The organism is Cupriavidus pauculus (assembly GCF_008801835.1).
GTDB classification, from domain to species: Bacteria; Pseudomonadota; Gammaproteobacteria; order Burkholderiales; family Burkholderiaceae; genus Cupriavidus; species Cupriavidus pauculus.
On the sequence record NZ_VZOW01000018.1, the window covers coordinates 70,850 to 94,155 of the forward strand.

General features: G+C 65.1%; 19 protein-coding genes. 14 read left to right on the plus strand and 5 right to left on the minus strand.

Annotation, left to right across the window (positions count from 1 at the left end):
* Positions 1-6: 6 nt before the first annotated feature.
* Positions 7-1,101: an iron-containing alcohol dehydrogenase PsrA gene (gene psrA / locus F7R19_RS18550; RefSeq protein ID WP_150981567.1), complete on the minus strand. Its 1,095-nt coding sequence runs from the start codon at positions 1,099-1,101 to the stop codon at positions 7-9.
* Positions 1,102-1,331: 230 nt separating this feature from the next.
* Between psrA and F7R19_RS18555 the strand changes: the two genes are divergently transcribed.
* Both F7R19_RS18555 and F7R19_RS18560 read left to right on the plus strand, forming a co-directional pair.
* Positions 1,332-2,195, plus strand: a complete 864-nt coding sequence (locus F7R19_RS18555) for a LysR substrate-binding domain-containing protein (RefSeq protein WP_150981568.1) — start codon at positions 1,332-1,334, stop codon at positions 2,193-2,195.
* Positions 2,196-2,520: 325 nt separating this feature from the next.
* The gene (locus tag F7R19_RS18560) at positions 2,521-3,102 is read left to right on the plus strand and encodes a PAS domain S-box protein (protein WP_150981569.1); all 582 of its coding nucleotides are present in this window, start codon (positions 2,521-2,523) and stop codon (positions 3,100-3,102) included.
* A 134-nt stretch (positions 3,103-3,236) separates the two neighbouring features.
* Here F7R19_RS18560 and F7R19_RS18565 read toward each other — a convergent pair whose 3' ends face one another.
* Positions 3,237-4,817 carry an isocitrate lyase gene (locus tag F7R19_RS18565; protein ID WP_061957392.1) on the minus strand — a complete coding sequence of 527 codons (1,581 nt, stop codon included), beginning with the start codon at positions 4,815-4,817 and terminating at the stop codon, positions 3,237-3,239.
* A gap of 376 nt (positions 4,818-5,193) precedes the next feature.
* Here F7R19_RS18565 and F7R19_RS18570 point away from each other — a divergent pair, with 376 nt between their 5' ends.
* From F7R19_RS18570 to F7R19_RS18610, 9 genes are all read left to right on the plus strand, one after another.
* Positions 5,194-6,033, plus strand: a complete 840-nt coding sequence (locus F7R19_RS18570) for an AraC family transcriptional regulator (protein ID WP_150981570.1) — start codon at positions 5,194-5,196, stop codon at positions 6,031-6,033.
* 82 nt (positions 6,034-6,115) lie between these two features.
* Positions 6,116-6,541, plus strand: coding sequence for a cupin domain-containing protein (locus F7R19_RS18575; protein ID WP_150981571.1), 426 nt, complete (start codon positions 6,116-6,118; stop codon positions 6,539-6,541).
* Between the two features lie 203 nt (positions 6,542-6,744).
* On the plus strand, positions 6,745-7,482 hold the full coding sequence (locus tag F7R19_RS18580) for a response regulator (RefSeq protein ID WP_061957395.1): 738 nt from the start codon (positions 6,745-6,747) through the stop codon (positions 7,480-7,482).
* Positions 7,479-8,855 (plus strand): ATP-binding protein, encoded by a 1,377-nt coding sequence (locus F7R19_RS18585; protein WP_061957396.1) that lies wholly within the window; start codon positions 7,479-7,481, stop codon positions 8,853-8,855. The genes F7R19_RS18580 and F7R19_RS18585 overlap by 4 nt, the downstream gene beginning before the upstream one ends.
* A gap of 366 nt (positions 8,856-9,221) precedes the next feature.
* Positions 9,222-11,507 carry a TonB-dependent receptor gene (locus F7R19_RS18590; RefSeq protein WP_223506031.1) on the plus strand — a complete coding sequence of 762 codons (2,286 nt, stop codon included), beginning with the start codon at positions 9,222-9,224 and terminating at the stop codon, positions 11,505-11,507.
* Between the two features lie 125 nt (positions 11,508-11,632).
* Positions 11,633-12,319, plus strand: a complete 687-nt coding sequence (locus F7R19_RS18595) for a Fe2+-dependent dioxygenase (protein WP_061957397.1) — start codon at positions 11,633-11,635, stop codon at positions 12,317-12,319.
* Complete coding sequence (locus F7R19_RS18600) at positions 12,319-13,416, plus strand: alpha-hydroxy acid oxidase (protein ID WP_150981572.1); 1,098 nt, start codon at positions 12,319-12,321, stop codon at positions 13,414-13,416. The genes F7R19_RS18595 and F7R19_RS18600 overlap by 1 nt, the downstream gene beginning before the upstream one ends.
* Before the next feature lie 325 nt (positions 13,417-13,741).
* Positions 13,742-14,224 (plus strand): tripartite tricarboxylate transporter TctB family protein, encoded by a 483-nt coding sequence (locus F7R19_RS18605; RefSeq protein ID WP_211922757.1) that lies wholly within the window; start codon positions 13,742-13,744, stop codon positions 14,222-14,224.
* A gap of 5 nt (positions 14,225-14,229) precedes the next feature.
* Entirely contained in the window at positions 14,230-15,777 is a 1,548-nt protein-coding gene (locus tag F7R19_RS18610) for a tripartite tricarboxylate transporter permease (RefSeq protein ID WP_061959962.1), read from the plus strand.
* 163 nt (positions 15,778-15,940) lie between these two features.
* Here the strand turns inward: F7R19_RS18610 and F7R19_RS18615 are convergent, their stop codons facing one another.
* Positions 15,941-16,306: a hypothetical protein gene (locus F7R19_RS18615; RefSeq protein ID WP_150981573.1), complete on the minus strand. Its 366-nt coding sequence runs from the start codon at positions 16,304-16,306 to the stop codon at positions 15,941-15,943.
* Between the two features lie 346 nt (positions 16,307-16,652).
* Here F7R19_RS18615 and F7R19_RS18620 point away from each other — a divergent pair, with 346 nt between their 5' ends.
* Both F7R19_RS18620 and F7R19_RS18625 read left to right on the plus strand, forming a co-directional pair.
* On the plus strand, positions 16,653-19,088 hold the full coding sequence (locus F7R19_RS18620) for an ATP-binding protein (RefSeq protein ID WP_170292611.1): 2,436 nt from the start codon (positions 16,653-16,655) through the stop codon (positions 19,086-19,088).
* A complete protein-coding gene (locus tag F7R19_RS18625) occupies positions 19,051-19,488 on the plus strand; it encodes a response regulator (protein ID WP_061959960.1) in 438 nt (145 codons plus the stop codon). The genes F7R19_RS18620 and F7R19_RS18625 overlap by 38 nt, the downstream gene beginning before the upstream one ends.
* A gap of 44 nt (positions 19,489-19,532) precedes the next feature.
* Here F7R19_RS18625 and F7R19_RS18630 read toward each other — a convergent pair whose 3' ends face one another.
* Both F7R19_RS18630 and F7R19_RS18635 read right to left on the minus strand, forming a co-directional pair.
* Positions 19,533-21,242 carry a sensor histidine kinase gene (locus F7R19_RS18630; RefSeq protein ID WP_084004296.1) on the minus strand — a complete coding sequence of 570 codons (1,710 nt, stop codon included), beginning with the start codon at positions 21,240-21,242 and terminating at the stop codon, positions 19,533-19,535.
* 17 nt (positions 21,243-21,259) lie between these two features.
* Positions 21,260-21,835, minus strand: coding sequence for a biliverdin-producing heme oxygenase (locus F7R19_RS18635; protein WP_223506032.1), 576 nt, complete (start codon positions 21,833-21,835; stop codon positions 21,260-21,262).
* A 259-nt stretch (positions 21,836-22,094) separates the two neighbouring features.
* On the opposite strand from F7R19_RS18635, the gene F7R19_RS18640 reads away from it, so the two are divergent.
* Positions 22,095-23,306, plus strand: a complete 1,212-nt coding sequence (locus F7R19_RS18640) for an SfnB family sulfur acquisition oxidoreductase (RefSeq protein WP_150981575.1) — start codon at positions 22,095-22,097, stop codon at positions 23,304-23,306.

Consider the following 23,306-nt stretch of genomic DNA (forward strand, 5'->3'; position numbering starts at 1 on the left):
GTGTCGTCAGGCGGCGTACATGGCGCCGATAAAATTCTTGCCGCGTGCGCCATCCATTGCACGGGCGATGATGGCGTCTGCTTCGTCGTTGGACACCCCGTAGTCTGCAAACTCGGTCTTGACGCCCAAGCCTTGCAGGAAGTCGCGCAACCTGTCCTGCGCGACGGGCAGCGATGGCCCGAACAAGCGTTGCAGCGCACGGTCACGCTCCGGGCAACAGGCCCAGGCTTTTTCCAGCACCATCGGCAGCGTGAACGAGCAGGCGATGCCGTGCGGCAGACCATGGCGCAGCGTCATCTCATAGGAGATCGAATGCGCCAGTGCCGTCTTGGTGTTGGAGAACGCCAGCCCCGCTTTGAGCGCGGCCATGGCCATGCGCTCGCGCAGCATGATGTCGGAGGCGTTGTGGATCAGGGCCGGCAGCGTTTCGAGGATGTCTTCTGCGGCCGAGATCGCGTAGGTATCGGAGATCGGGTTGGCATTCACGTTCCAGACCGATTCCAGCGCATGCGATAGTGCATCGAGCCCCGTGGATACCGTGGTGCCCAGTGGTACCGACAGCATCAGGCTCGCGTCGATGATGGCCGCTTCCGGCCAGGTGGCATCCAGGTGCAACGAGTACTTCTTCTGATTGCGCGCGTCCCAGATTGTGGCCCAGGGCGTCACTTCGCTGCCGGTGCCGGCGGTGGTCGGCACCGCAATCAGCGACTTGACCCGCGCGGGCGTGAATGGCATGCCGGTTGCCAGCAGCCCGACCAGCGAACCAAATTGGCAGTTCGCCGTGCCGACCATCAGCGCTTTGGCGGTATCGATGGCACTTCCACCACCCACGGCGACAATCGCGTCGCACGCGTCCGGGTCTGACCAGAAGCTGTTGTAAAGGCCCTCCAATTGCGCCACGTCGGGGTTGGGCTGGATGTCCTCGATCACCGCAACAAGGTCGGCGCCAAGCAGTGCTTCAAGCCGCGCGACCAACCCCAGTGCGCGAGCCTCCGGGAAAGTCACCACCACTGCACGGCGCCCGCGCAACACTTGCGGCAGCAGTTCAAGGCTACCCGTGCCGCAGTGAATCGAAACGGGGTTGTGGTACGAATGAATCATGGTCTCCTCTCTCTTCTGCTTGTCGTGGACCGCGCGGTGCGCGTCATCCGTTGACAGCAGTGTGGGAGCCGCGAGATATCGCGTCCAATCGCTTTTGGGCGGCTGCGGAAGGCCGAAAACGATAGATCCACGCGCGCCATGGGGAAAACCCTGCATGCACGGCGAGAGGTGCCTGTGGGAGACTCTTCGCTAGACGCCATTCATGAATGGCGCGCCCCGGACCGAGACCCATGTTCCACCAATACTACAAATGGATTCGCTGCTTTCACGCAGTGGCCCGTACCGGAGGATTCACTGCGGCCGCACAGTATCTCCACATCGGCCAACCGACAGTCACGGACCAGGTCAAGGCACTGGAGGAGCGCTTCGGCGTGGAGCTGTTCTATCGGACAGGCCGCACGGTCCTGCTCACCGACAGCGGCGAGCAGCTCTACGGGATCACGCGAGGCTTGTTTGGCCTGGAAGACGAGGCCATGCAGTTCCTGCACAGCGTCCACAAGCTCAAGGCCGGCCTCGTGCGCGTTGGCGGCGTTTCGCCACCGATTGCGCTGGATCTGGCTCGGCGCTTCCGCGGCCGGCACGCGTCGCTGGAACTTAGCGTAAGTATCGGATCAGAAGTGTCCGTGCTGCGTGGCTTGCAGGACTTTGACATCGACGTTGGCATCCTTGCCGAACCGGACCCCGTGGAGGGGCTCCATATCATGCCGTTCCGGCGTGAGCGCATCGTGGCGGTAGTGCCGGACAATCACCGCCTGGCCGGCAGGGCCAGCCTCACCATGCGCGATATCGCCGACGAGGGTGTGATCCTGCGGGAGGCGGGCTCCAAGACACGCAACCACGTAGAGAACGCGGCCGCGCAGAACGGCGTGACGCTGCTGTGTGTCATGGAGATCAATAGCCGCGAGGCCATCCTGCACGCGGTGGCCAGCGGCATCGGCATCAGCTTCGTGACGGAGATCGAGTGCATTCCGCTGCCGGGCCTCCGGATTATCCCCGTCGACGAACCGCTGCTGGGCATCGGCTACTCGCTGTGCTGTCTCGAAGTCCGAAAGAAGCGGCCACTTATCGCAGCCGTGTTCGACATGGCGGGCTGAGTCATCGCTATCGCATGGACTGCGGGTCGTGCCATCAGGCCGCCTGTGAGCAGCATGTATGGACCCGCCGCCTTTTGCACTGCGCCTCAGGAACTCTGGATGCCGCGCTTGCGGATGAATTCGCCCCAGACTTTCGATTCCGACGCCGCACGTTGCTTGATGGCCTCGGACCATCGCGTCGACCTCGCCGGCCACCACGCCAGTCAGCGCTGGTCCCGATCCGCCGCCGCACGCGTTGCCGAAGCCACCTGTGCGGAAAACGAGCTGTCAAAGCCGCGTCCGATTGTGTCAATATCGGACCACTTCATCGTGCGGCTGGCCGGCCATGACTGCTTTCACAGGTGAGCAAGCTCTTCTCGACATTGCGGATCGCTCCGACAAGAACGTTTTCCTGGTGGATGCCGCGGGGGTGATCCAGTACGTCAACCGGCACTGTTCAGCAAGCCTCGGCTATGCCGCGTCCGATCTCGTTGGCGTACGCATGCTGGACCTCGTCGTCCCCGCCGATCGCGTGATGACGATGCGCGAGGCGCAACGGGTGCTTTCCGGCGAGCGTCGCGAAGGCTTCGAGAACCGCTATCGGCATCGCAGTGGCGCAAGCGTTCATTTCCGCTGGTCGGCGCGCTGGCTTGAAACCAATCAGTTGCGATTCGGCGTTGCGCGCGATGTCACGGCCTGGCAGCCGGGGCATGGCGGATTGCTGCTGCCCGAGGCCGTGGTGAACGCACTGGCATCGCCCGAGCGTGACATATTTTTCCTGTTGCTGACTTCGCTGTCGGAAGTGCAGATTGCCGAGCGGACGGGATTGGCGCGAGACGAAGTGGGACATCGCGTCGCCAGCATCTATCGCAAGCTCCGTGTTTCCGGCCGGCTCGCGCTGTTCAGCCTTTGCCTCGGACGCATCTGAAATCGTCAGCTATTGCGCTTTGGCGGGCCGCGCGCCGTCATCCCCGCGGTCTGCAAAGAAAAAACGCCAACCCGGGTGGATTGGCGTCTGTATGCTGACCCGGCGCGGCGCCGGGCCGAAGCGTAGGGCAGATATCAGAACTGATTCATCGTGTTGTCCTTGCCCGCCGCCTTCAGGGCGGCTTCGCCGCTGAAGTATTCCTTGTGGTCGTCACCGATGTCCGAACCGGACATGTTCTGGTGCTTGACGCAGGCGATGCCCTGGCGGATTTCCTTGCGCTGCACGCCGGCCACGTAGCCCAGCATGCCCTGGTCGCCGAAGTATTCCTTGGCCAGGTTGTCGGTCGACAGCGCGGCGGTGTGGTACGTCGGCAGCGTGATCAGGTGATGGAAGATGCCGGCTTCACGCGATGCATCGGCCTGGAAGGTGCGGATCTTCTCGTCGGCCAGCTTCGCCAGTTCGCTGTCGTCGTATTCCACGCTCATCAGCTGGCCGCGCTCGTATGCCGACACGTCTTTGCCTGCGGCCTTCATCGCGTCATAGGCCTGCTGGCGGAAATTCAGCGTCCAGTTGAACGACGGGCTGTTGTTGTACACCAGCTTGGCGTTCGGGATGACCTTGCGGATCTCGCTGACCATGCCGCCGATCTGGGCGATATGCGGTTTTTCGGTTTCGATCCACAGCAGGTCGGCGCCGTTCTGCAGCGCGGTCACGCAGTCCAGCACGCAACGCGCTTCGCCCGTGCCGGCGCGGAACTGGAACAGGTTGCTCGGCAGGCGCTTGGGGCGCAGCAGCTTGCCGTCGCGCTTGATGATCACGTCACCGTTGCCGAGTTGGTCGGCCGACAGTTCCTCGCAGTCGAGGAACGAGTTGTACTGGTCGCCCAGGTCGCCCGGGGTGTTGGTCACGGCGATCTGCTTGGTCAGGCCGGCGCCCAGCGAATCGGTACGGGCCACGATGATGCCGTCGTCCACGCCCAGTTCCAGGAAGGCGTAGCGGATGGCGCGGATCTTGGCCAGGAAGTCCTCGTGCGGCACGGTGACCTTGCCGTCCTGGTGGCCGCACTGCTTCTCGTCGGACACCTGGTTCTCGATCTGGATGCAGCATGCGCCGGCTTCGATGAACTGCTTGGCCAGCAGATAGGTTGCCTCGGCGTTGCCGAAGCCCGCGTCGATGTCCGCGATGATGGGCACCACGTGCGTCACGTGGTTGTCGATCTTTTCCTGGATGGCGGCCTTGGCTGCGCCGGTGGCGGCGTCCAGTTCGCGGAACAGACCGCCCAGTTCACGGGCGTCGGCCTGGCGCAGGAAGGTGTACAGCTCGCGGATCAGCGCGCTGACCGAAGTCTTTTCGTGCATCGACTGGTCCGGCAGCGGGCCGAACTCGGAACGCAGTGCGGCAACCATCCAGCCGGACAGGTACAGGTAGCGGCGTTCGGTGCTCTTGAAGTGCTTCTTGATGGAAATCATCTTCTGCTGGCCGATGAAGCCGTGCCAGCATCCCAGCGACTGGGTGTACTTGGTCGGATCCGCATCGTACGCAGCCATGTCGGCGCGCATGATCTTGGCGGTGTACTTGGCGATGTCCAGGCCCGTCTTGAACTTGTTCTGGGCACGCATGCGCGCGGCGTACTCGGGGTTGATCGCATTCCACGCGCTGCCGTGTTGCTCTTTCAAACCGGCAACTGCCTTGATGTCGTCTTGATACTGGGCCATGGGAAATTCCTAAGAAAAAAGCACGTTTAACAAAGGTTGCGTGTGCCGCCAGGAGGCGCCGAAGCGAAGCAGCGTGGAAAAGATTGTATGGCCCTTTTGCTGTGGTGCACCTAGGTCTTATATAAGATATAAGAGTAAATTTATCGTTATGATTCAATGGGATAGGTTGTTGATTTCGTGATGTGGAACGATTTTTCAGGCAGCGGAAGGGCGTCGCGCGCGAATTTCTGGCGAAATTTCGCAATGTGAAAGGTGCTTTCAGGATCGGGGAAAGCGGCCGTCGCTGCGTCAGTAATGACCCGGCTGCCACGCCTGGTCGATTCCTGTGGCACTCTCTGGGGCCGCGCCGATCCGGCGCACTTTCACCCACAGCGCCATGCCAAGACATCCAGCGTGCGCACGCCCCGACTGGGTGGTGCGCACCCAGCCGGTAGACGGCATCGAGCGCATCGAGGCGTGGTTCCAGGGCAACGCCTACGCGATGCATCGGCACGATACGTACGCGATCGGCCGCACGCTGGCTGGCGTGCAGCGTTTCAACTATCGGCACAGCCGGCGCGACAGCCTGCCCGGCAACACCATCGTGCTGCACCCCGACGAGCCGCATGACGGTCAGGCCGGTACGGGCGAGGGCTTTCGCTACCGCATGGTCTATGTGGAACCGGCGTTGTTGCAGGACGCACTCGGTGGGCGCGCGCTACCGTTCGTCGAAGGCGGCGTGACCAGCGATGCGCGGATGGCGGCGGCCACGGAAACCCTGCTGCAGCGCGTCGGCCACACATTCGAGCCGCTTGAACAGAGCGACGCGCTGGCGGAACTGGCACACGCGCTGGCTGCGGTGTCGGGCATGCCGGCCGTCCGGGGCCGCGCGCCGGGGCAGGGCGATTACTTCGCGGCGCGCCGGGCGCGCGATTTCCTGCACGCCAATGTCACGCGCGTGGTGGCCCTGGAAGAACTCGAAAACGCCACCGGCCGCGACCGCTGGAGCCTTTCGCACGATTTCCGCACGTTCTACGGCACGAGTCCCTATCGTTATCTGACCATGCGCCGGCTGGACGTGGTGCGGCGCCTGTTGCTGACGGGCGCGTCGCTGGCGGACGCGGCGGCCGGCGCCGGTTTTGCCGACCAGAGCCACATGACGCGCCATTTCCTGAAGACCTTCGGTCTCACGCCGGGCCGCTGGAAGCAGATCGCGGCCAACGCGCCGCGCGCCTGAACCGGTCCGCCCACGATCGTTCAATACCGCGCGCCGCCGGCGATCTATCCTGCAGGACACGTCAACCCCACCGGAGACAACGATGTCCGCATCCCCCCGTTCCACCGCCGCCCCCGCGTCGCGCGGCCAATGCCAGGCCATCGACATGGCGGGCAAGATCGACCTGATCGACGGCCATTGGCAGCCGCGCGTGGTGGCCGAGATGAACGACTACCAGTTCAAGGTGGTCAAGCTCGAAGGCGATTTCATCTGGCACAAGCACGACGAGACCGACGAGACGTTCATCGTGCTGGACGGAGAATTGCGGATCGATGTGCGCGGCGGTCCATCCGGCGATGGCTCGATCATGCTGCGCGCTGGCCAGATGGCCGTCGTCCCCCGGGGTGTCGAGCACAAGCCCTGCGCCGCGCGCGAGGTCAAGGTGCTGCTGATCGAGCCGCGCGGCGTGGCCAATACCGGCGACGGCGCGACGAGCGAGCGCACTGTCGCAAACGACCAGTGGATCTAGCCTCCTGACGCCTGACGTTCGGCGGACGGGCGGCGTCTGGCGGCTCGCCCACGCGCCGGTCACGGCGCCCGGCAACGATGGACAGGGAACGAGCGCCGGCCAGTCCACCGCGGTGTATCGGAAATATCGGAAAGCGTGTTGAAAAACGTACATTTCCGGTAGAATGTCGAGAATGATTCTCGTTTATAAGTCGTGACCGCAGCATGGACGGCCGCCCCAGCATCCTCATCGTCGACGATCACCAGGACATCCGCGATCCCCTTTCCACCTATATCCGCCGCTTCGATTTCGATGTGGAAGCGGTCGGCGACGGCAAGGCGATGCGTCAGCGGCTGGAGGCGCGGCGCTTCAGCCTGATCGTGCTCGACATCATGCTGCCCGGCGAGGACGGTCTGTCGCTGTGCCGTTCGGTGACCGAGCGGGTGGGAACGCCGGTCATCCTGCTGACGGCGATGGCGGATCAGGCCGACCGCATCGCCGGATTGGAGATTGGCGCCGCCGACTATGTCGTCAAGCCGTTCGATCCGCGCGAACTGGTGGCAAGGATCCGCAGCGTGCTGCGGCGCAATCGTCCGCCCGAGCCGCGCGAGCCGATCGAAGTGCCGGCGCAGCCCGAATACCGCTTCAGCTTCAACGGCTGGGCGTTCGATACCAGAACGCGCCAGCTGTGCAGTCCCACCAACGAGAACGTGCCGATCAGTACCGCGGAGTTTCATCTGCTGCGCGCGCTGGTCGAAAACCCCAACCGTGTGCTGAGCCGCAGCCAGTTGCTCGATCTGACGCAGCGTTCCGAAACGGTGACCTTCGACCGCAGCATCGACAGCCAGGTCAGCCGGCTGCGCAAGAAGCTGGAACCCGATCCGCGTCGGCCCAACATGCTGAAGACGGTGCGCGGCGACGGCTATCTGCTGGCCACGCGCGTCTCGGTCGAACACGCATGAGGTGGGCCCCGCGCACCCTGTCGGGCCAACTGGTTGCGCTGTGGCTGCTGGCGATGGTGGCCGCGCATGTGATCGCGGTGCTCGTGCTGTCGTGGTGGCGCGCGGAAAACGTCACGATCCATCCGCTGGCGGTGCGCTCGATTGAATCGCGCGTGCTGTCGGCCTATCGACTGGCCGCGCGATCGCCCGACGCGCCCGCGCTGCTGGAAGACCTGAGCCTGCCCGACTCCGCATTCCGGTTGGCCGATCGGGCGCTGCCGCTCAAGCCGGACGCGATGGGCAGCGTGGAACATGGCATCGCCCAGCGCTTGCGCGGCATGCTGAATCTTTCCGCGCACGCTTCCGTGAACGTGCAGTTGCAGCAGGACGACGCAAGACCGCGCTCCGGGCACGCAACGAACTGGCTGGAAACGGCGCTGGGCGGCGCCAGTGCGTGGGCGCTCGACATCGATATCCAGTTGCCGGACGGCCGCTGGCTGCAGAGCCGGCATTGGCCGACTACGCTGCCGGCGCACTGGTCGCGCGTGCTCAGCTTTTCGCTGCTGGTGGGCATGCTGCCCACGGCCCTCATCGCGCTGCTGTTCGGCCGCCGGATCATGCGGCCGCTCAAGCTGCTGACCGCGGCGTCGCAGCGCGTGAGCCGCGGCGAACAGGTCATTCTTCCGCCGCCGGACCGTCTCAGTGGCGTGCGCGAGATCACGCAGGCCTTTAACGACATGCAGGAAAACCTGGTGCGCTTCGTCAACGGACGCACGCAGATGCTGGCCGCCATCGGCCACGACCTGCGCACGCCGCTGACGTCGCTGCGCATCCGTGCGGAGCTGATCGAAGACGAAGCGCTGCGCAACGCCATGGTGCGGACCATCGACGACATGAGCGTGATGGTCGAGGAGACCCTGCGCTTCGTGCGCGACGACGCATTGCGCGAGCCCACCCAGGAAGTGAACGTCGCCGCGCTGGTGCAGGAGATCGTCGACCAGCAGACGATCCAGGGCCGCAGCATCGCCTGCACGCTGCAGATCGATCCGGCCATGAGCTATCGCTGTCGGCCCGTTCACCTGAAACGCGGCCTGAACAATCTGCTCGACAACGCCGCGCGCTACGGCGAAGTACGTCTGGGTGTCCTGGCCGACAAGGCGCGCCGCGTGCTGCGTATCGAAGTGCAGGACCACGGCCCGGGTATCGACCCCGCGCAGTTGCAGCGCGTGTTCGAGCCCTTCACGCGGCTGGACGCCGCGCGCAGCGCACACACGGGCGGTCTGGGGCTGGGCCTGGCCATCGCGCGCTCATGCATTCGCGCCCATGGCGGCGACATCGCGCTGCACAACTGCGCCGAGGGCGGCCTGCGCGCAGTGATCGAACTGCCCAACTAGGCGCCTGCCGCCGCTATCCGATATCGACCGATGTCCGGGCGGCCGGCTTCGGACCGCCGTCACTCTTCCTCCCGTCACACCAAGCCGTGCCCGGCAACCGTTTGCAGTCAACGTCGACCGGCGCAGACCGGCTGGCGATTGTGGCGAAATCGTTCAGCGCGTCGTGGGTTTGCCACATTTCGCCACAAAAGAACATAACCGCACAACATCAAATAGTAATCATTCTCATTTTGACGGGTGCTGATGCCTGCCATGCGGCAGCGTCGGAATACAGCGTTTGCCTCTGACGGGGAGGAAAGCAAGTGTGTCCAGCGAAAAGGCTCGGCGGCACGTCATGACCGATCGTCCTTTTCTCTGGAGCCTTTCGTGCAACAACGAAAAATCGCCAATGCCATCCGCCTGCTGGTCTCAGGCGCATCCGCAGGTCTCGTGATTTCCGCCTCGGCGCTGCCGCTGGTCGCCCATGCGCAGGCCGCGCCAGGGGCCGACGCACCCGCCGGCACCGGCCCGGCAGCAGGCAAGCGCACCGGCGTGCTGCCGCAGGTCACCGTCACGGGCCGCGCCAGCGAGAACACCAACGACATGCCGCTCGGCATTTCGCGCCTGCCCGCCACCGTCAAGGAGACGCCGAAGACGATCAACGTGGTGCCGCAGGAAGTTATCGAGCAGCAGCACGCCACTTCGCTGGAACAGATTCTGCGCAACGTGCCGGGCATCACGATTTCAACCGGCGAGGGCAACGGCGGCCAGAATGGCGATCAGTTCCGTATTCGCGGCCTGTCCGCCAAGGGCGACATCTATGTCGACGGCCTGCGCGATTTCGGCGCATACAAGCGCGATGCCTTCAACACCGAAAGCGTCGAAGTCATCAAGGGCCCGTCCGGCGAGAGCTTTGGCGTCGGCAATATCGGCGGCCTGATCAACCAGACCACCAAGAAAGCCAACCTCAACACCAGCACCAGCATCGACCAGGGCTTTGGCTCGGACGCCACGTACCGCACCACGCTGGACAGCAACTTCCGCCTTAACGACACGTCGGCCCTGCGCGTCAACGGTCTGTTCCAGAACGGCCGCGTGGCCGATCGCGACCATGTTGACGACGACCGCCGCGGCATCGCGATCGATTTCGGCACGGGCCTTGGCACCGGCACGGAATGGCACCTGAATTATTCGTACCTGCACCGCAGCGGCGCGCCCGACTTCGGCGTGCCGCTGGCGCAGGGCGGCGACGGCATCCTGCGTCCGCTGACCGGCTACGGTGTGCCGGGCATCCGTTCGTCCACGTCCTATGTGCGCAACACCGACCGCGACACGACCGATGCGCATATCGTGTCGTCGAACTTCATGACCAAGCTCGACAATGGCATCACCATCAGCAACGACACGCGCTTCAGCTTCTACGAGCGCGATTTCTCGTCGACCAACCCCGGCTCGCTGACGTACGCCAATCTGCAATCGCTGCTGGCCGGGCGCAACGTGGCACTGCCGTATGGCGCCGGTGGCGGCACGACATACCTGCAGCGTGGCTGGGGCATCCAGAATGTGCTCAGCGCCAAGGGCGAGTTCATGACCGGCAGCTTCCGCCACAAGGCCATGGTGGGGCTCGATACGATCTATCAGCGCGACCACCGCGACCAGGGCACTTGGACCGGCCGCAACAACAACCAGACCGTGGTCAACCCGGTGTTCTACAACAGTCCCAACGCCAGCGTGTCGTACACCGGCACGCGCGACGCCAACGCCACCGACATCGGCGTGTTCCTGAACGACCGCGTCTGGCTGACCGAGCAGATCTCGTTGCTTGGCAGCCTGCGCTGGGACTACTTCCGCAGCGAATACGCCACCAGCGCATCGTCGCTGGGCGGCGCCGCCGATTCGAAGAAGCTGAGCCCGGCCATCAGCGCGATCTGGGAACCGACCAAAGACTACATGTTCTACACGTCGTTCTCGCGCACCTATCGCCCGGTCGGCACCGACATCGCCGTGGCCGTCGGCGGTGTGGCATCGGAAGTGCCGCAGAATGGCGTCAACGCCGAGCCGGAACGCGCCGATACGATCGAAGTGGGCGCCAAGCTCGATTTCCTGGACAAGCGACTGGGCCTGACCGGCGCGCTGTTCCAGACCAAGAAGACCAACGCCTACACCGTCGATCCGATTACGGGCGACATCACGAACGGCTTTTCCGATTCCGGCGAGGGCCGTCGCATCCGCGGGCTGGAACTGGGCCTGAGCGGCCGCATCGTCGGCGGCTGGACCGCGAACGTCGCCTATGCGTATGTCAGTGGCGAAGTCACATCGGCGAGCACTGCGTCGATCGTGGGCAACGCGGCGCCCGGCGTTTCGCGCCACAACGTCACGCTATGGACCGCGTATGACATTCCGCGCACGTTGCTGCCGGTGCCGGGCCAACTGACCATCGGCGGTGGTCTGCAATACGCCACCGGTTACTGGGCCGATTCGGCCAACACCGCGAAGATGCCGGACAACTTCTCGCTGGACGCGATGATCGCGTACAAGCAGGGCAAGTACCGCATCTCACTGAACGGCTACAACCTCACCAACCACCTGAACTACCAGTCGTCGTTCGGTGCCGTGCGTGCGGTGCCCACCTCGCGCAGGACTGTGCTGCTCAACGTCGGCATGACGTTCTGAGCCACACCTGACCGGTCCGGCCGGGCGGGGCGCCAGCCGAGGCGTTGGCGCGCTGCCCGCCCGGCCAGCCGCTACAATCGCGCACAACCCCCGCCCCAGCGCCGATCAGGCGCCTTCAGATCATCATGCTCGTCCAGATTCCCGATGTGCTGACCGCCGAAGAAATCCGCCATTGCAGGCAGTGCCTGGAGGCTTCGCCGTGGGTCGATGGCCGCGTGAGCGCGGGCGACCTTGCCGCCCAGACCAAGCGCAACCTGCAGATCCCGGTGGAAAGCGCTCAGGCGCGCGAGTTGGGCGAACTGGTGCTCACGGCGCTGGGTCGCAATCCCACCTATCATTCCGCCGCCCTGCCGCTCCGCGTGCTGCCGCCGATGTTCAATCGCTACGAAGAGGCGATGACGTTCGGCACTCATGTCGACAATGCGATCCGCACTGTGCCGGGAACCGGCGGCATGCGGATTCGCGCGGATGTGTCGAGCACGCTGTTCCTCTCCGATCCCGATGAGTACGAGGGCGGCGAGCTGGTGATCAACGATCTCTACGGATCGCATTCCGTAAAGCTGCCTGCGGGGCATCTGGTGGTGTATCCCGCATCGTCGCTGCATGCGGTGACACCGGTCACGCGCGGCGCGCGCTGGGCATCGTTCTTCTGGGCCCAGTCGATGGTCAAGGACGATGGGCAGCGCGCCATGCTTTACGAACTCGATCTCGCCATCATCGCGATCCGCAAGCAACTCGGCGACGATCAGGACGCCGTGCTGGCGCTCGTGAATCACTATCACAACCTGCTGCGCCGCTGGGCCGAACTGTGATGGATCGGCAGATTCCGCCCGACACCGTATCGCTGCAGGACTACGAGCGGCGCTTCCACGAGCGCGTGGACCCGGCCATTCGCGCCTACATCGCCGGCGCGGCCGCCGATGGCATCACCCAGCATGAAAACCGCGCCGCCTTCGACCGGATCAGGCTGATGCCGCGCGCGCTGGTGGACATGTCGGCGGCGTCCGCGCGCTGCACGCTGTTGGGCGAAACACTCGACTATCCGATCCTGTTGGCGCCCACCGCGTTCCACCGGCTCGTGCATCCCGATGGCGAACTTGCCACCGCGCAGGCGGCCGCGCTGACGCGCACCTGCATGACCGTCAGCACGCAGGCCAGCGTCACGCTTGAGGACATCGCGAGCGCCAGTGGGGCGCCGCTGTGGTTTCAGCTCTATTGTCAGCCGCGCCAGCAGGATACGTTCGACCTGCTGCAACGCGCCGAGCAGGCCGGCTACAAGGCGATTGTGGTGACCATCGATGCAGTGGTCAGCGGCGTGCGCAATATCGAGCAACGCGCGGGCTTTTGCCTGCCGGCCGGCGTGGGCGCCGTCAATCTCGATGCATATCCGCCCAACCGGCCGACGACGGCCACGCACGGCAGTCCGCTATTCCGCGGCATGCTGCAGCACGCGCCCACCTGGGCCGACATCGAGACGCTGTGCCGGCGCACGTCGTTGCCGGTGCTGGTCAAGGGGCTGCTGAATCCGCGCGATGTCGACCCCGCGCTGCGCGCTGGCGTGGCAGGCATCATCGTCTCCAACCACGGCGGCCGCACGCTGGACACCGTTCCCGCCACCATCGATTGCCTGCCCGCTGTTGCCGCGCAGGTGGCCGGCCGCGTGCCGGTGCTGCTCGACGGCGCGGTGCGACGCGGCACCGATATCGTCAAGGCGATCGCGCTGGGCGCCACGGCGGTGCTGGTGGGGCAGCCGGTGCTCCATGCGCTGGCGGTCGGTGGCATGCCTGGCATCGCGCACATGCTGACGTTACTGCAGACCGAACTGGAAATCGCCATGGCGCTGACCGGTTGCCCGACGCTGCGCGACATCGACGCTTCCGTGCTGGCCCCTGCACCCGCGCACCGATAAGCAGCGAGACACCGCTGGCGTGCGGCCAATCATGCTCCGCCATGGTTGTCCCGGGAAAAGACATTCAAGCGCGGCAGTGCCTGTCTCTCAATTCAGGGATTACACCGACGTCTTCGTGTCATCTCCGAAATACATCACGACATGATGTAAGTTGTAAGCTCGCTGCAAGCCGCATGAAAGGCCCTTGGAAGACATCGTTTGTAGATTCCGTCTGACCCGCCGTATGCGGGGGCTTTGAAGGAGACAGAACGATGTTCGATCGATATACCCGCAGCTGCCCGGCATCGACGCGCGCTACGCCGCGCCGAGAAGGGAGGGCCGGCGCATGAATCAGCCGCACGGCTTCAAGAAGGATTACTACGGCGGCGCGCTGATGGTACTGGTGGGACTGGCTGCCGTCATGGCGGGGCTGCAATATCACACCGGCACGCTCAGCCATATGGGCCCGGGATTCTTTCCCGTTGCCGTGGGCACGCTGCTCGCGCTGGTCGGCGTGCTGATCGCTGCCTCAGCACGCGGCGAGGCGAGCGACCCGGCGCAACCAACCGGCCATGGCCACAGCCATGCCGCGCCGGATCTGCGCGGCACCGTTTGCATCGTGCTGGGCACGCTGGCATTCCTGTTGCTGGGCAAGTACGGCGGGATGATTCCGGCAACCTTCGCCATCGTATTCATCTCGGCGCTTGGCGATCGCAACAACACCATCAAGCAGGCTGCTTGTCTGGCGATTGCCATGTGCGTGATCGCGGCAGTGGTGTTCTCGTGGGCGCTGCAATTGCAGTTGCCGCTGTTTACCTGGGGAGGCTGAACGCCATGGTTTCCAATGCCTTGCATGATCTCTGGTTCGGCTTCGGCGTCGCATTCCAGGGAAGCAACCTGATGTGGTCGTTTTTCGGGGTGCTGGTTGGCAACCTGATCGGCGTGCTGCCCGGCATGGGTGCGCTGTCGGCAATTTCGATCCTGCTGCCGCTGACATACGTGATGCACCCGGTGCCCGCCATCCTGATGCTGGCCGGCATTTTCTACGGGTCGCAATATGGCGGCGCGATTGGCGCCATCCTGCTGAATCTGCCCTCGCATCCGCCGCACGCGGTGACCTGTCTGGACGGATACCCGATGACGCGCGCCGGCAAGGGCGGTACGGCGCTGGGCATCACCATGATCTGCTCGTTCTTCGCGGCATCGGTGGGCATTCTGGTGATGATCTTCGCATCGCCGCTGCTGACCGCCATCGCATTCAAGTTCGGTCCCGCCGAGATCTTCTCGATCATGCTGCTGGGCTTGCTGGCAGGGTCGACGATGTCGCGCGGGTCGCCGCTCAAGGGCGTGGCCATGACGCTGTTCGGCCTGTTGTGCGGCGTGGTGGGCACCGACGTCAACACCGGCACTTTTCGCTTTGCGCTCGGCATTCCCGAGCTTAGCGACGGGCTGGAACTGGTGGCGATTGCAATGGGCCTGTTCGGCGTGGCCGACTTCATTCTCAATGTGAACCGCATGACAGCGGTCACCAGCAACGCCAAATTGCGCATCCGCGATATGCGACCCAGTTGGGCGGAACTGAAGGAGGCGTTCTGGCCGATGGTACGCGGCACGGGTGTGGGGACGCTGTTTGGCGCGATGCCGGGCACCGGTCCCACCATCACCACGTTCGTCGCCTACGCGCTGGAGCGCAAGATCTCGAAGACGCCCGAGAAATTCGGCACGGGCATGATCGCGGGCGTGGCCTCGCCGGAAGCATCGTCGCATTCCAAGACGCAGGTCGATTTCATCCCGACCATGAGCCTGGGCATTCCGGGCGATGCGGTGATGGCGCTGATCCTTGGCGCCCTGATGATCCAGGGCATCGCGCCGGGGCCACAACTGATCAGCGATCACCCGGACATCTTCTGGGGCCTGATCGCCAGCTTCTGGATCGGCAACGTGATCCTGATGATCCTGAACGTGCCGATGATCGGCGTGTGGGTGAAACTGCTGCAGGTGCCGTACCGCTACCTGTTCCCATCGGCGATGTTCTTTATCGCGGTGGGCGTGTTCAGCACGCAGAGCAGCCTGTTCCAGATCTGGGAGGTGCTGGCCTTTGGGCTGATCGGCGCGCTGCTGATGTACCTGGAGTTCTCGGTGGCGCCGATTCTGCTTGGCTTCGTGCTGGGACCAATGGTCGAGGAGAACTTCCGTCGCGCTTTGCTGCTGTCGCGTGGGGACATGATGGTGTTTATCGACCGCCCGATCAGCTGCACGTTCGTGGTGATTTCCGCGCTGCTGGTGACGGCCGTGACATGGTCCGCGTGGCGCTCGCGCAGCGCCAAGCAGAAGAAGCCCGCTTTCGTGGTGCCGGAGACGGAGCTGGCGGTCAACGAATAACCCCGTTCGGGCCGCGCCGGCCGTCGAGTCCTGTGCGAGGGATCGGCTGGAACGGCTGCAACGGCGGAAAGCGAGAAGGGACGGGGTCAGTTGGATGGCCCCGTCCCTTTGTCATTGGCGCGTGCGGCGGCTTTCACCGCGTGCAATCGGCCCCTGGCCGCATCTACATGCAGTTAGCGCGATAAGTCTCTTCCAACTGCTTGCGCGCATCGTCGCGCTCGATCTTTGGCACCGCGCGGCCCTGCGCATTGGTGGTCGCCTGTCCCGGCGACGCATAGCCGCGCCGCTTTGACGTGCCGCCGATTTCATCGAGCAGCGCCTCGCAGCGCGCGCGTTTGTCTTCCGCGGGATTGGCGGTGCCGGCCGAAGGTGGGCGGTACGGGCTGCCGCCTTCCTGGACGGCTTCCGAAATGGCTGCCGCCGCTCCCGGAGTCTGGGTGGACTGGGCATGCGCCGGCATGACAACGCTTGCCGCCAGCAAGCCAGCAAGGGCCAACCAGCGCTGAAGGTATTTCGCAACGTGTGTCATGCGTGCTCCGGGATTGGGTGGGGTCTCGCAAAGACTAGCTGCACGTACCGTGACTGGCAAGCCAAATATTGACGATGAAGCACCCACCGGATCGCGCTCCGCGATAGCCGGGACGGACGCCGGATCGCGGACCGGATGGTGTGCCGGATGTCAAATCAGATACCGAACTGCAGCCAGATCGCAGCCCATATCGCGGGCTGTAGATCCGCTCATCGTGGCCAGCTTTTGCCTTCCGCAACTTGTAGTTTTTACCGCCCCCGCTGCCATTGCTGTCAATTGCGCACAAAGCCGGCAGCGCTGCAGGCGCTGTGCGAAAATCCGGCCCATGCAGATCGGCGGAGCAGGCATGGATTCCATATCGACAAGGGCGGCGCCCAACGATTGCGCCAAAGAGCCCATTCACATCCCGGGCGGCATTCAGCCGTACGGATTTCTCGTGAGTGTCGACAGTGCGGGCGCCATCGTGCAGGCCAGCAAGAACGTTGCGCTGCTGGCCGGCACCAATATCGACGAAGTGATCGGTCGCCCGCTGGCCGATGTGATTGGCGCCGGTGCGCCGCTCGCGCTCGCCGCGCTGGGCCGTCTCGATGCGGAAGGCATCCCGCTGTATGCCGGCTCGATCGAGGATCCGCGCCGCACGCGCGACCCGTCGGTTGCGTGGTCGCCGCTGGCGATTGTGGTGCATCGCCATCAGGGCGTGGATATCGTCGAACTGGAGCAGGCCAGCGGCACCGCCGATGTGTTCGCGTCTATGTACCCGCTGGTGCGCTCCTTCAGCATCAGCCTCCAGCATGTCGACGATATCGAGGGCCTGGCCCGGCTGGCCGCAGAGGAAGTGCATCGCATCACCGGCTTCGGCCGCACCATGGTGTATTCGTTCGACGAGGACGGACACGGCCACGTCATTGCGGAATCGTTGGAACCAGGCTACGCGAGCTATCTCGGCCAGCGATTCCCGGCCTCGGACATCCCGCAACAGGCGCGCGCGCTCTATGTGCGCAATCGCATCCGCCTGATCGCCGACGCCGACTACGTGGCCGCGCCGCTGGTGCCTGCGCTGCACCCGGCCACCGGCAAGCCGACCGATCTCACCTATGCGTCGCTGCGCAGTATTTCGCCCGTGCATGTGAAGTACATGAAGAACATGGGCACGTGGGCGTCGATGTCGATGTCGATCGTGGTGCGCGGCAAGCTGTGGGGACTGATCTCGTGCCATCACGCCACCGCGCGGCTGCCGTCGTTCGAGGTGCGCGCCGCATGCGAACACATCGCGCAGTTGCTGTCGCTGCAGGTCGAGGCCAAGGAAGACCATGCCGAAGCCGACTATCGCCTGACGCTGCGCCGGCGCCAGGCGCAATTGCTGGCGGCCATGGCCAACACGGACGATTTTGTTGAATCGATCACCAGCGACGCCGAGGATCTGCTGGCGCTGGTCGATGCCACCGGCGCCGTGGCGGTGTTCGAAGGCCGCATCGTGCGCATGGGCGATGCGCCTCCCGACGATGTGATCGAAAAGCTGATCACGTGGCTTGATTCGCGCCAGGACGATGTCTTGGCCACCGACCAGCTCGAGGTAGACTGGCCCGAAGCGCACGCGTGCGGCGTGGGTCCGGAAGCGGCAGGCGCGCTGGTGCTGTCGCTGTCGCGTCTGTTCCGCAACTACGTGATCTGGTTCCGCGCCGAAGTGGTTCGCACCATCCACTGGGCCGGCGATCCGCGCGAAAAGCTGTCGTCGCTTTCCAGCTCGCTGTCCCCGCGCGAGAGTTTCGAGGTGTGGACCCAGACCGTGCGCGGCCGCTCGACGGCGTGGCGCCCGGCCGAACTCGAGATCGCCGCCGAATTCCGCGGTGCGCTGCTGGGCATCGTGCTGCGCCGCGCCGAGGAACTGGCGCAACTGGCGCTGGAGCTGGGGCGCGCCAATCGCGAACTCGAAGGTTTCTCGTACTCGATTTCGCATGATCTGCGCGCGCCGCTGCGCCATATCGTCGGCTTTGCCGATCTGCTGCGCGAGATGGACCACACCCGACTGTCGGACCGCGGCCGCCATTTTGTCGAACGGATCATTGCGCAGGCGCGCTTCGGCGGCAAGCTGGTCGATGACCTGCTGGCGTTCTCGCAGATGGGGCGCGCGGCGTTGCGCCCGCAGCGCATCGATATGCGCGCGCTGGCCGAACGCCTGATGTCCGAGGAATCGAAGGATATCGGCGAGCGGCGGCTCCAATACGAGATTGGCGCGCTTGGCACCGTCACTGCCGATCCGGTGCTGATGGACGTGGTGATGCGAAACCTGATCGCGAACGCTGTAAAATTCACCGGCACGCGCGGCCTGGATGCCGATGCGCCGCCGGGACGGATCGAAGTGGGCAGGGTGCAAGGCGAAAACGAATGGGCCGGACACGACCTGTTTTTCGTGCGTGACAATGGCGTTGGTTTTGATATGCGCTATGCCGACAAGCTATTTGGCGTGTTTCAGCGCCTGCATCGCGCCGAGGAATTTCCCGGCACCGGCATTGGGCTGGCCAACGTGCGGCGCATCATCGAGCGTCATGGCGGCAAGACCTGGGCGCAAGCCGAAGTCAATCGCGGCGCGACGATCTGGTTCGCGCTGCCGCACGAGTTTGTGCAGGACGGCGTAGGCGGCACCAGCGAGACGGCCGCGCAAGCCGCCGCGCGACTTGCCGCGGTGTCGTCCGGGCAGCCGTATCGCCCGGTGTTTAAAGATTTGAAGAATGTGGAGAACGAGCGTGCTGAGGCCGATCCTTCTGGTGGAAGACAACCCTGACGATATTGAGCTGACGCTGATCGCGCTGGAAAAAAGCCGGCTGGCCAACCCGGTGGTGTCCGTGCGCGATGGCGCCGAGGCGCTGGAATTCCTGCGCCGCGAAGGCCCCTACGCGGATCGCCCCGAAGAGAACCCTGCCGTCATCCTGCTGGACAAGAAACTGCCGAAGGTGGACGGCCACGAGGTGCTGCGCGCGGTGCGCAGCGACGAGCTGCTGCGCCGTATTCCGGTGGTGATGCTCACGTCGTCGCGAGAAGAGCGCGATCTGTTGCGCAGCTACGATCTCGGCGTCAATGCGTACGTGGTGAAGCCTGTGGAGTTCGACGACTTCATGGCCGCCATCAATGATCTCGGCGTGTTCTGGGCCGTGCTGAACGAACCGCCGCCCTACACGCGCTGAGACACGCTGAATTGCGCTGAATCGCGCAAGCCCGCCGCTTCCGCTCAATCGCGCTGAACGCGCGCGGAATCGTCCCGCACCCCGAAGCGAGCGGCGCCTGCCTGCAGGTTTTCATCGACGGCCGCCGCGCCAATCAGCGGCACCCGCACGCGGAACGTGGCGCCCTTGCCCAGCCCTTCGCTGTGCGCCGTGACCGTGCCGTTGTGCATCTGCACGAGGTTCTTCACCATCCAGAGCCCTAGCCCCAGCCCCGGCGCGCGATTGGCGCGATCGTGATGCGCCTGCTCGAAGCGCTCGAAAATCCGCTCCAATGCTTCAGGCGCAATCCCCACGCCCGTATCGCGCACCGATAGCTCGGCGTGGTCGCCGCTGGGCGTCACCGCTACTTCCACGCAGCCGCGCTCGGCGAATTTCAGCGCATTGGTCAGCAGGTTCAGCACCACCTGCTTGAGCCGGTTTTCATCGGCCATCACCATGCACGGCACCGGCTCGGCCACGATCAGCGTGACCTGTCGCGCCTGTGCATCCAGGCGCAGGTCTTCGGCAACGGTGGCCGCCAGCAACGCCATGTCGAGCGGGCGAAGCTCGACCGACAGCTTGCCGGTGGCGATCGCGCCGCTGTCGAGCAGGTCGTCGACCATGCGCGCCAGTTGCCGCGTATTGCGCTCGATGACCTGTGCGGCGCGCGTGGCATGCGTCGGGTCGCCGGCGCGTTCCAGCAGCGTGGTCCACCAGAGAATGGCATGCAGTGGCGAGCGCAATTCGTGGCTGACTGCCGCGACGAAGTGGTCCATGGCGCGTGCGCCGCGCTCGCTCACTTCGCGCGCGCGCTGTTCTTCTTCGGCGATCGCCTGATAGCGCAGCTCCGATGCCTTGCGCGCGGTGATGTCGATGGTGAAGCCGATCATCGACTGGGCAGTGCCGTCGCCCAGATAGCGTGCCGCGCCGCGCGACATCAGCCAGTGCAGGCTGCCGTCGCCCCACATCACACGGTATTCGACTTCAAAGTGCGTACGCGTTTCGATGGCCCTGTCCATGGCGGCGCGCACGTCGCGGCGGTCGTCGGGGTGCATCAGCACGTTGAATACGCGCGCTTCGTCGACCGAGTCTTGCGGGCCCAGGCCCAGGTTGGCCTTGCACTGGTCGGTGCACGACAGGTGCCCGGTGGCGATGTCGAGCTCCCACGCGCCCACCTTGGCAAACGACAGCAGCTCTTCCAGCCGCTCGCGATGCGTTTGCAGCGCCGCGTTGGCTTCGTCGACCAGCAGCTTGCGCAGGCGGGCCTGCGAACGCAGCTTGGCGTGTTCGCGCCGGCTCTGCTCGGTTTGCACGATCTGGTGGGTGACATCGGTGACGTGCAGCAGCACCACCGAGCCCTCCTCGTGATCGAAGCCGCTCAGGCGCGTGGCCTTGACCTGCCAATAGCGTTCGCCCTCGCCGTTGCCGGTGGGGTGGCCGTCGTAGCGGATCAGCGGCGACAGGCGCGATTCGCCGTCCTGCAGATCGCCGAGCGTGGCCATCAGCCATTCGCGCCGCGCCGCCGTCTGCGCGGCCGACAGCGACGGGTTGATGTCGAACACAGACCTGCCCAGCACGTCGTCGAGCGTGCGGCCCGCCATGGCCAGATAGCGCGCGTTGGCCTGGACCACTTCGTGGCGGCCGTTGAGCACCAGGTAGGACTCGGGCAGCGCATCGAACAGTGCCGCGGTGTCTACCTGTGTGGCGCGCGGCGGCTGGCGGTCGGCGTCTGACATGATGGACTCGTGCGCGATCACTGGCTGGCGACGGTGGCCGTATCGGCCGGGATGCGCGCAATCAGGTCGTCGAAGGCACGGCGCGCACCTTCACACGCGAGCGCGATGTCCGTGGATGTCGTGACGCCGGCGCGCAGCGCTTGTAAAAATTGCTGCCAGCGCGGGCCGGGCGACTGCCCCGCGCCGAGATATTGCAACGGGTGCGGCGCAAGCCGTTGCGCCAGTTGCCGATACAGGACGGTGCCGCCGAGCTGCGAGCCTTCGATGACATAGCAGAGCCCCCAGCGGAATGCCGCATCGCCAGGCAGGCTGTCGATATCGATATCGGGCACGGCGGTGGCGCCGGCCGGAATGGACGGATGCGTCAGGTCGCGCTCGATCAGCGGCGTGCGCGTGACGACCGGCAGCCGCGTGGCGTCCTGCGGACCATCGTCGAAGCGCACCAGCCAGTTTTCCAGCGGCGCCAGCCATGCACGCAGGATCAGCAGGTGATCGCGGTAGTCGGCATGCGTGGGAACCTCGCGCGCGAGCGGCATCGCCCGGTCAAGTATGGCGTGGCGTTCGGCGGTTGCGGCCCGCAGGGATGCGAGCACGTCGGATGGGGGCGTCGAGTGTTCAGTCACAGTGGTGATGATCGCGCAAACCGTGCCAGGCAACCGTGGCGATGGACGGCGGCGCTACCGGGGCGGCGTCAGGACAACATGGTACAGGAAGTCGGCCTCCGCAATGACGGGCCGAACCTCCAGTCTAGCGCCGCAAAAACCGTTTGCGCATAACCAGCGTTGAAATGCGTCTTTGGGATTTGCGCGCGGCGTCCGTAGACTCGGCCGCATCGTTTGAACGCCATGCGCCATGACCAAACTTTCCGACCTTTCCATCCGCCGGATTGCCAGCGATGCCGAGGCGCTCGACGCGGCGCGCGAGCTGGCGGCGATATTTGCCGATGGCGCGTCGCGCCGCGACCGCGAACGCATTCTGCCGTGGGCTGAACTGGATCGCTGGTCGGCCAGCGGCCTTGGTGCGATCACCGTCCCGCGCGCGTACGGCGGCGCGGACGTGTCGTATGCGACGTTGGCCGAGGTCTTTGCGATCCTGAGTGCCGCCGACGCGGCGCTGGGCCAGATTCCGCAGAATCATTTCGGCCTGCTCGGCGTGCTGCGCGAAATCGGCACCGACGCGCAGAAGCAGCGCTATTACGGCGAAGTGCTCGCCGGTCGCCGGCTTGGCAATGCCGGCCCGCCGCGCCGCTCGGCCGCCAGCGGCACCGTACTGCAATCGGATACGCGCCTGCGTCGCACGCCGGACGGCCTGCGTCTCACCGGCACGCGCTTCTACTCCACGGGCGCGTTGTTCGCGCATCGCGTGCCGGTGCGCGCGCTCGATGACGACGATCGCGCGGTGCAGGTCTGGGTGCCGCGCGATGCGCCCGGCCTGACGGTGATCGACGATTGGTCGTCGTTCGGGCAGCGCACCACGGCCAGCGGCACGGTGACATTCGACGCCGTGGCGGTGTCCGAGGAAGACGTGCTGCCGATCTGGCAACTGGCCGACCGGCCGGGGCTGTTCGGCCCCACTTCGCAGTTGATCCAGGCAGCCATCGACCAGGGCATCGCGCAGGCTGCGTTCGACGACGCGCTGGCCTTCGTGCGCCAGTACGCGCGTCCGTGGATCGACGCCGGCGTGGCGCACGCCAGCGACGATCCCTACCTGATCGGCGACGTGGGACGGCTGGCCATCGATCTGCATGCCGCGCATGCGGTGCTGCTGGAAGCTGGCCACACGCTGGACGAGATCGCCGCCGCGCCGGTGACGGCACGCGACAGTGCGCGCGCGTCGCTGGCCGTGGCCGAAGCCAAGGTACTGACCACAGAAGTGGCACTGGCCGCCAGCGAAAAGCTGTTCGAACTGGCCGGATCGTCGGCCACGCGCGCGCGCCACAACCTCGATCGCCACTGGCGCAACGCGCGCACCCATACGCTGCACGATCCGGTCCGCTGGAAGCTGCATCTGATCGGCAATTTCCACCTGAACGACGTACTGCCGGCACGGCATTCCTGGAACTGA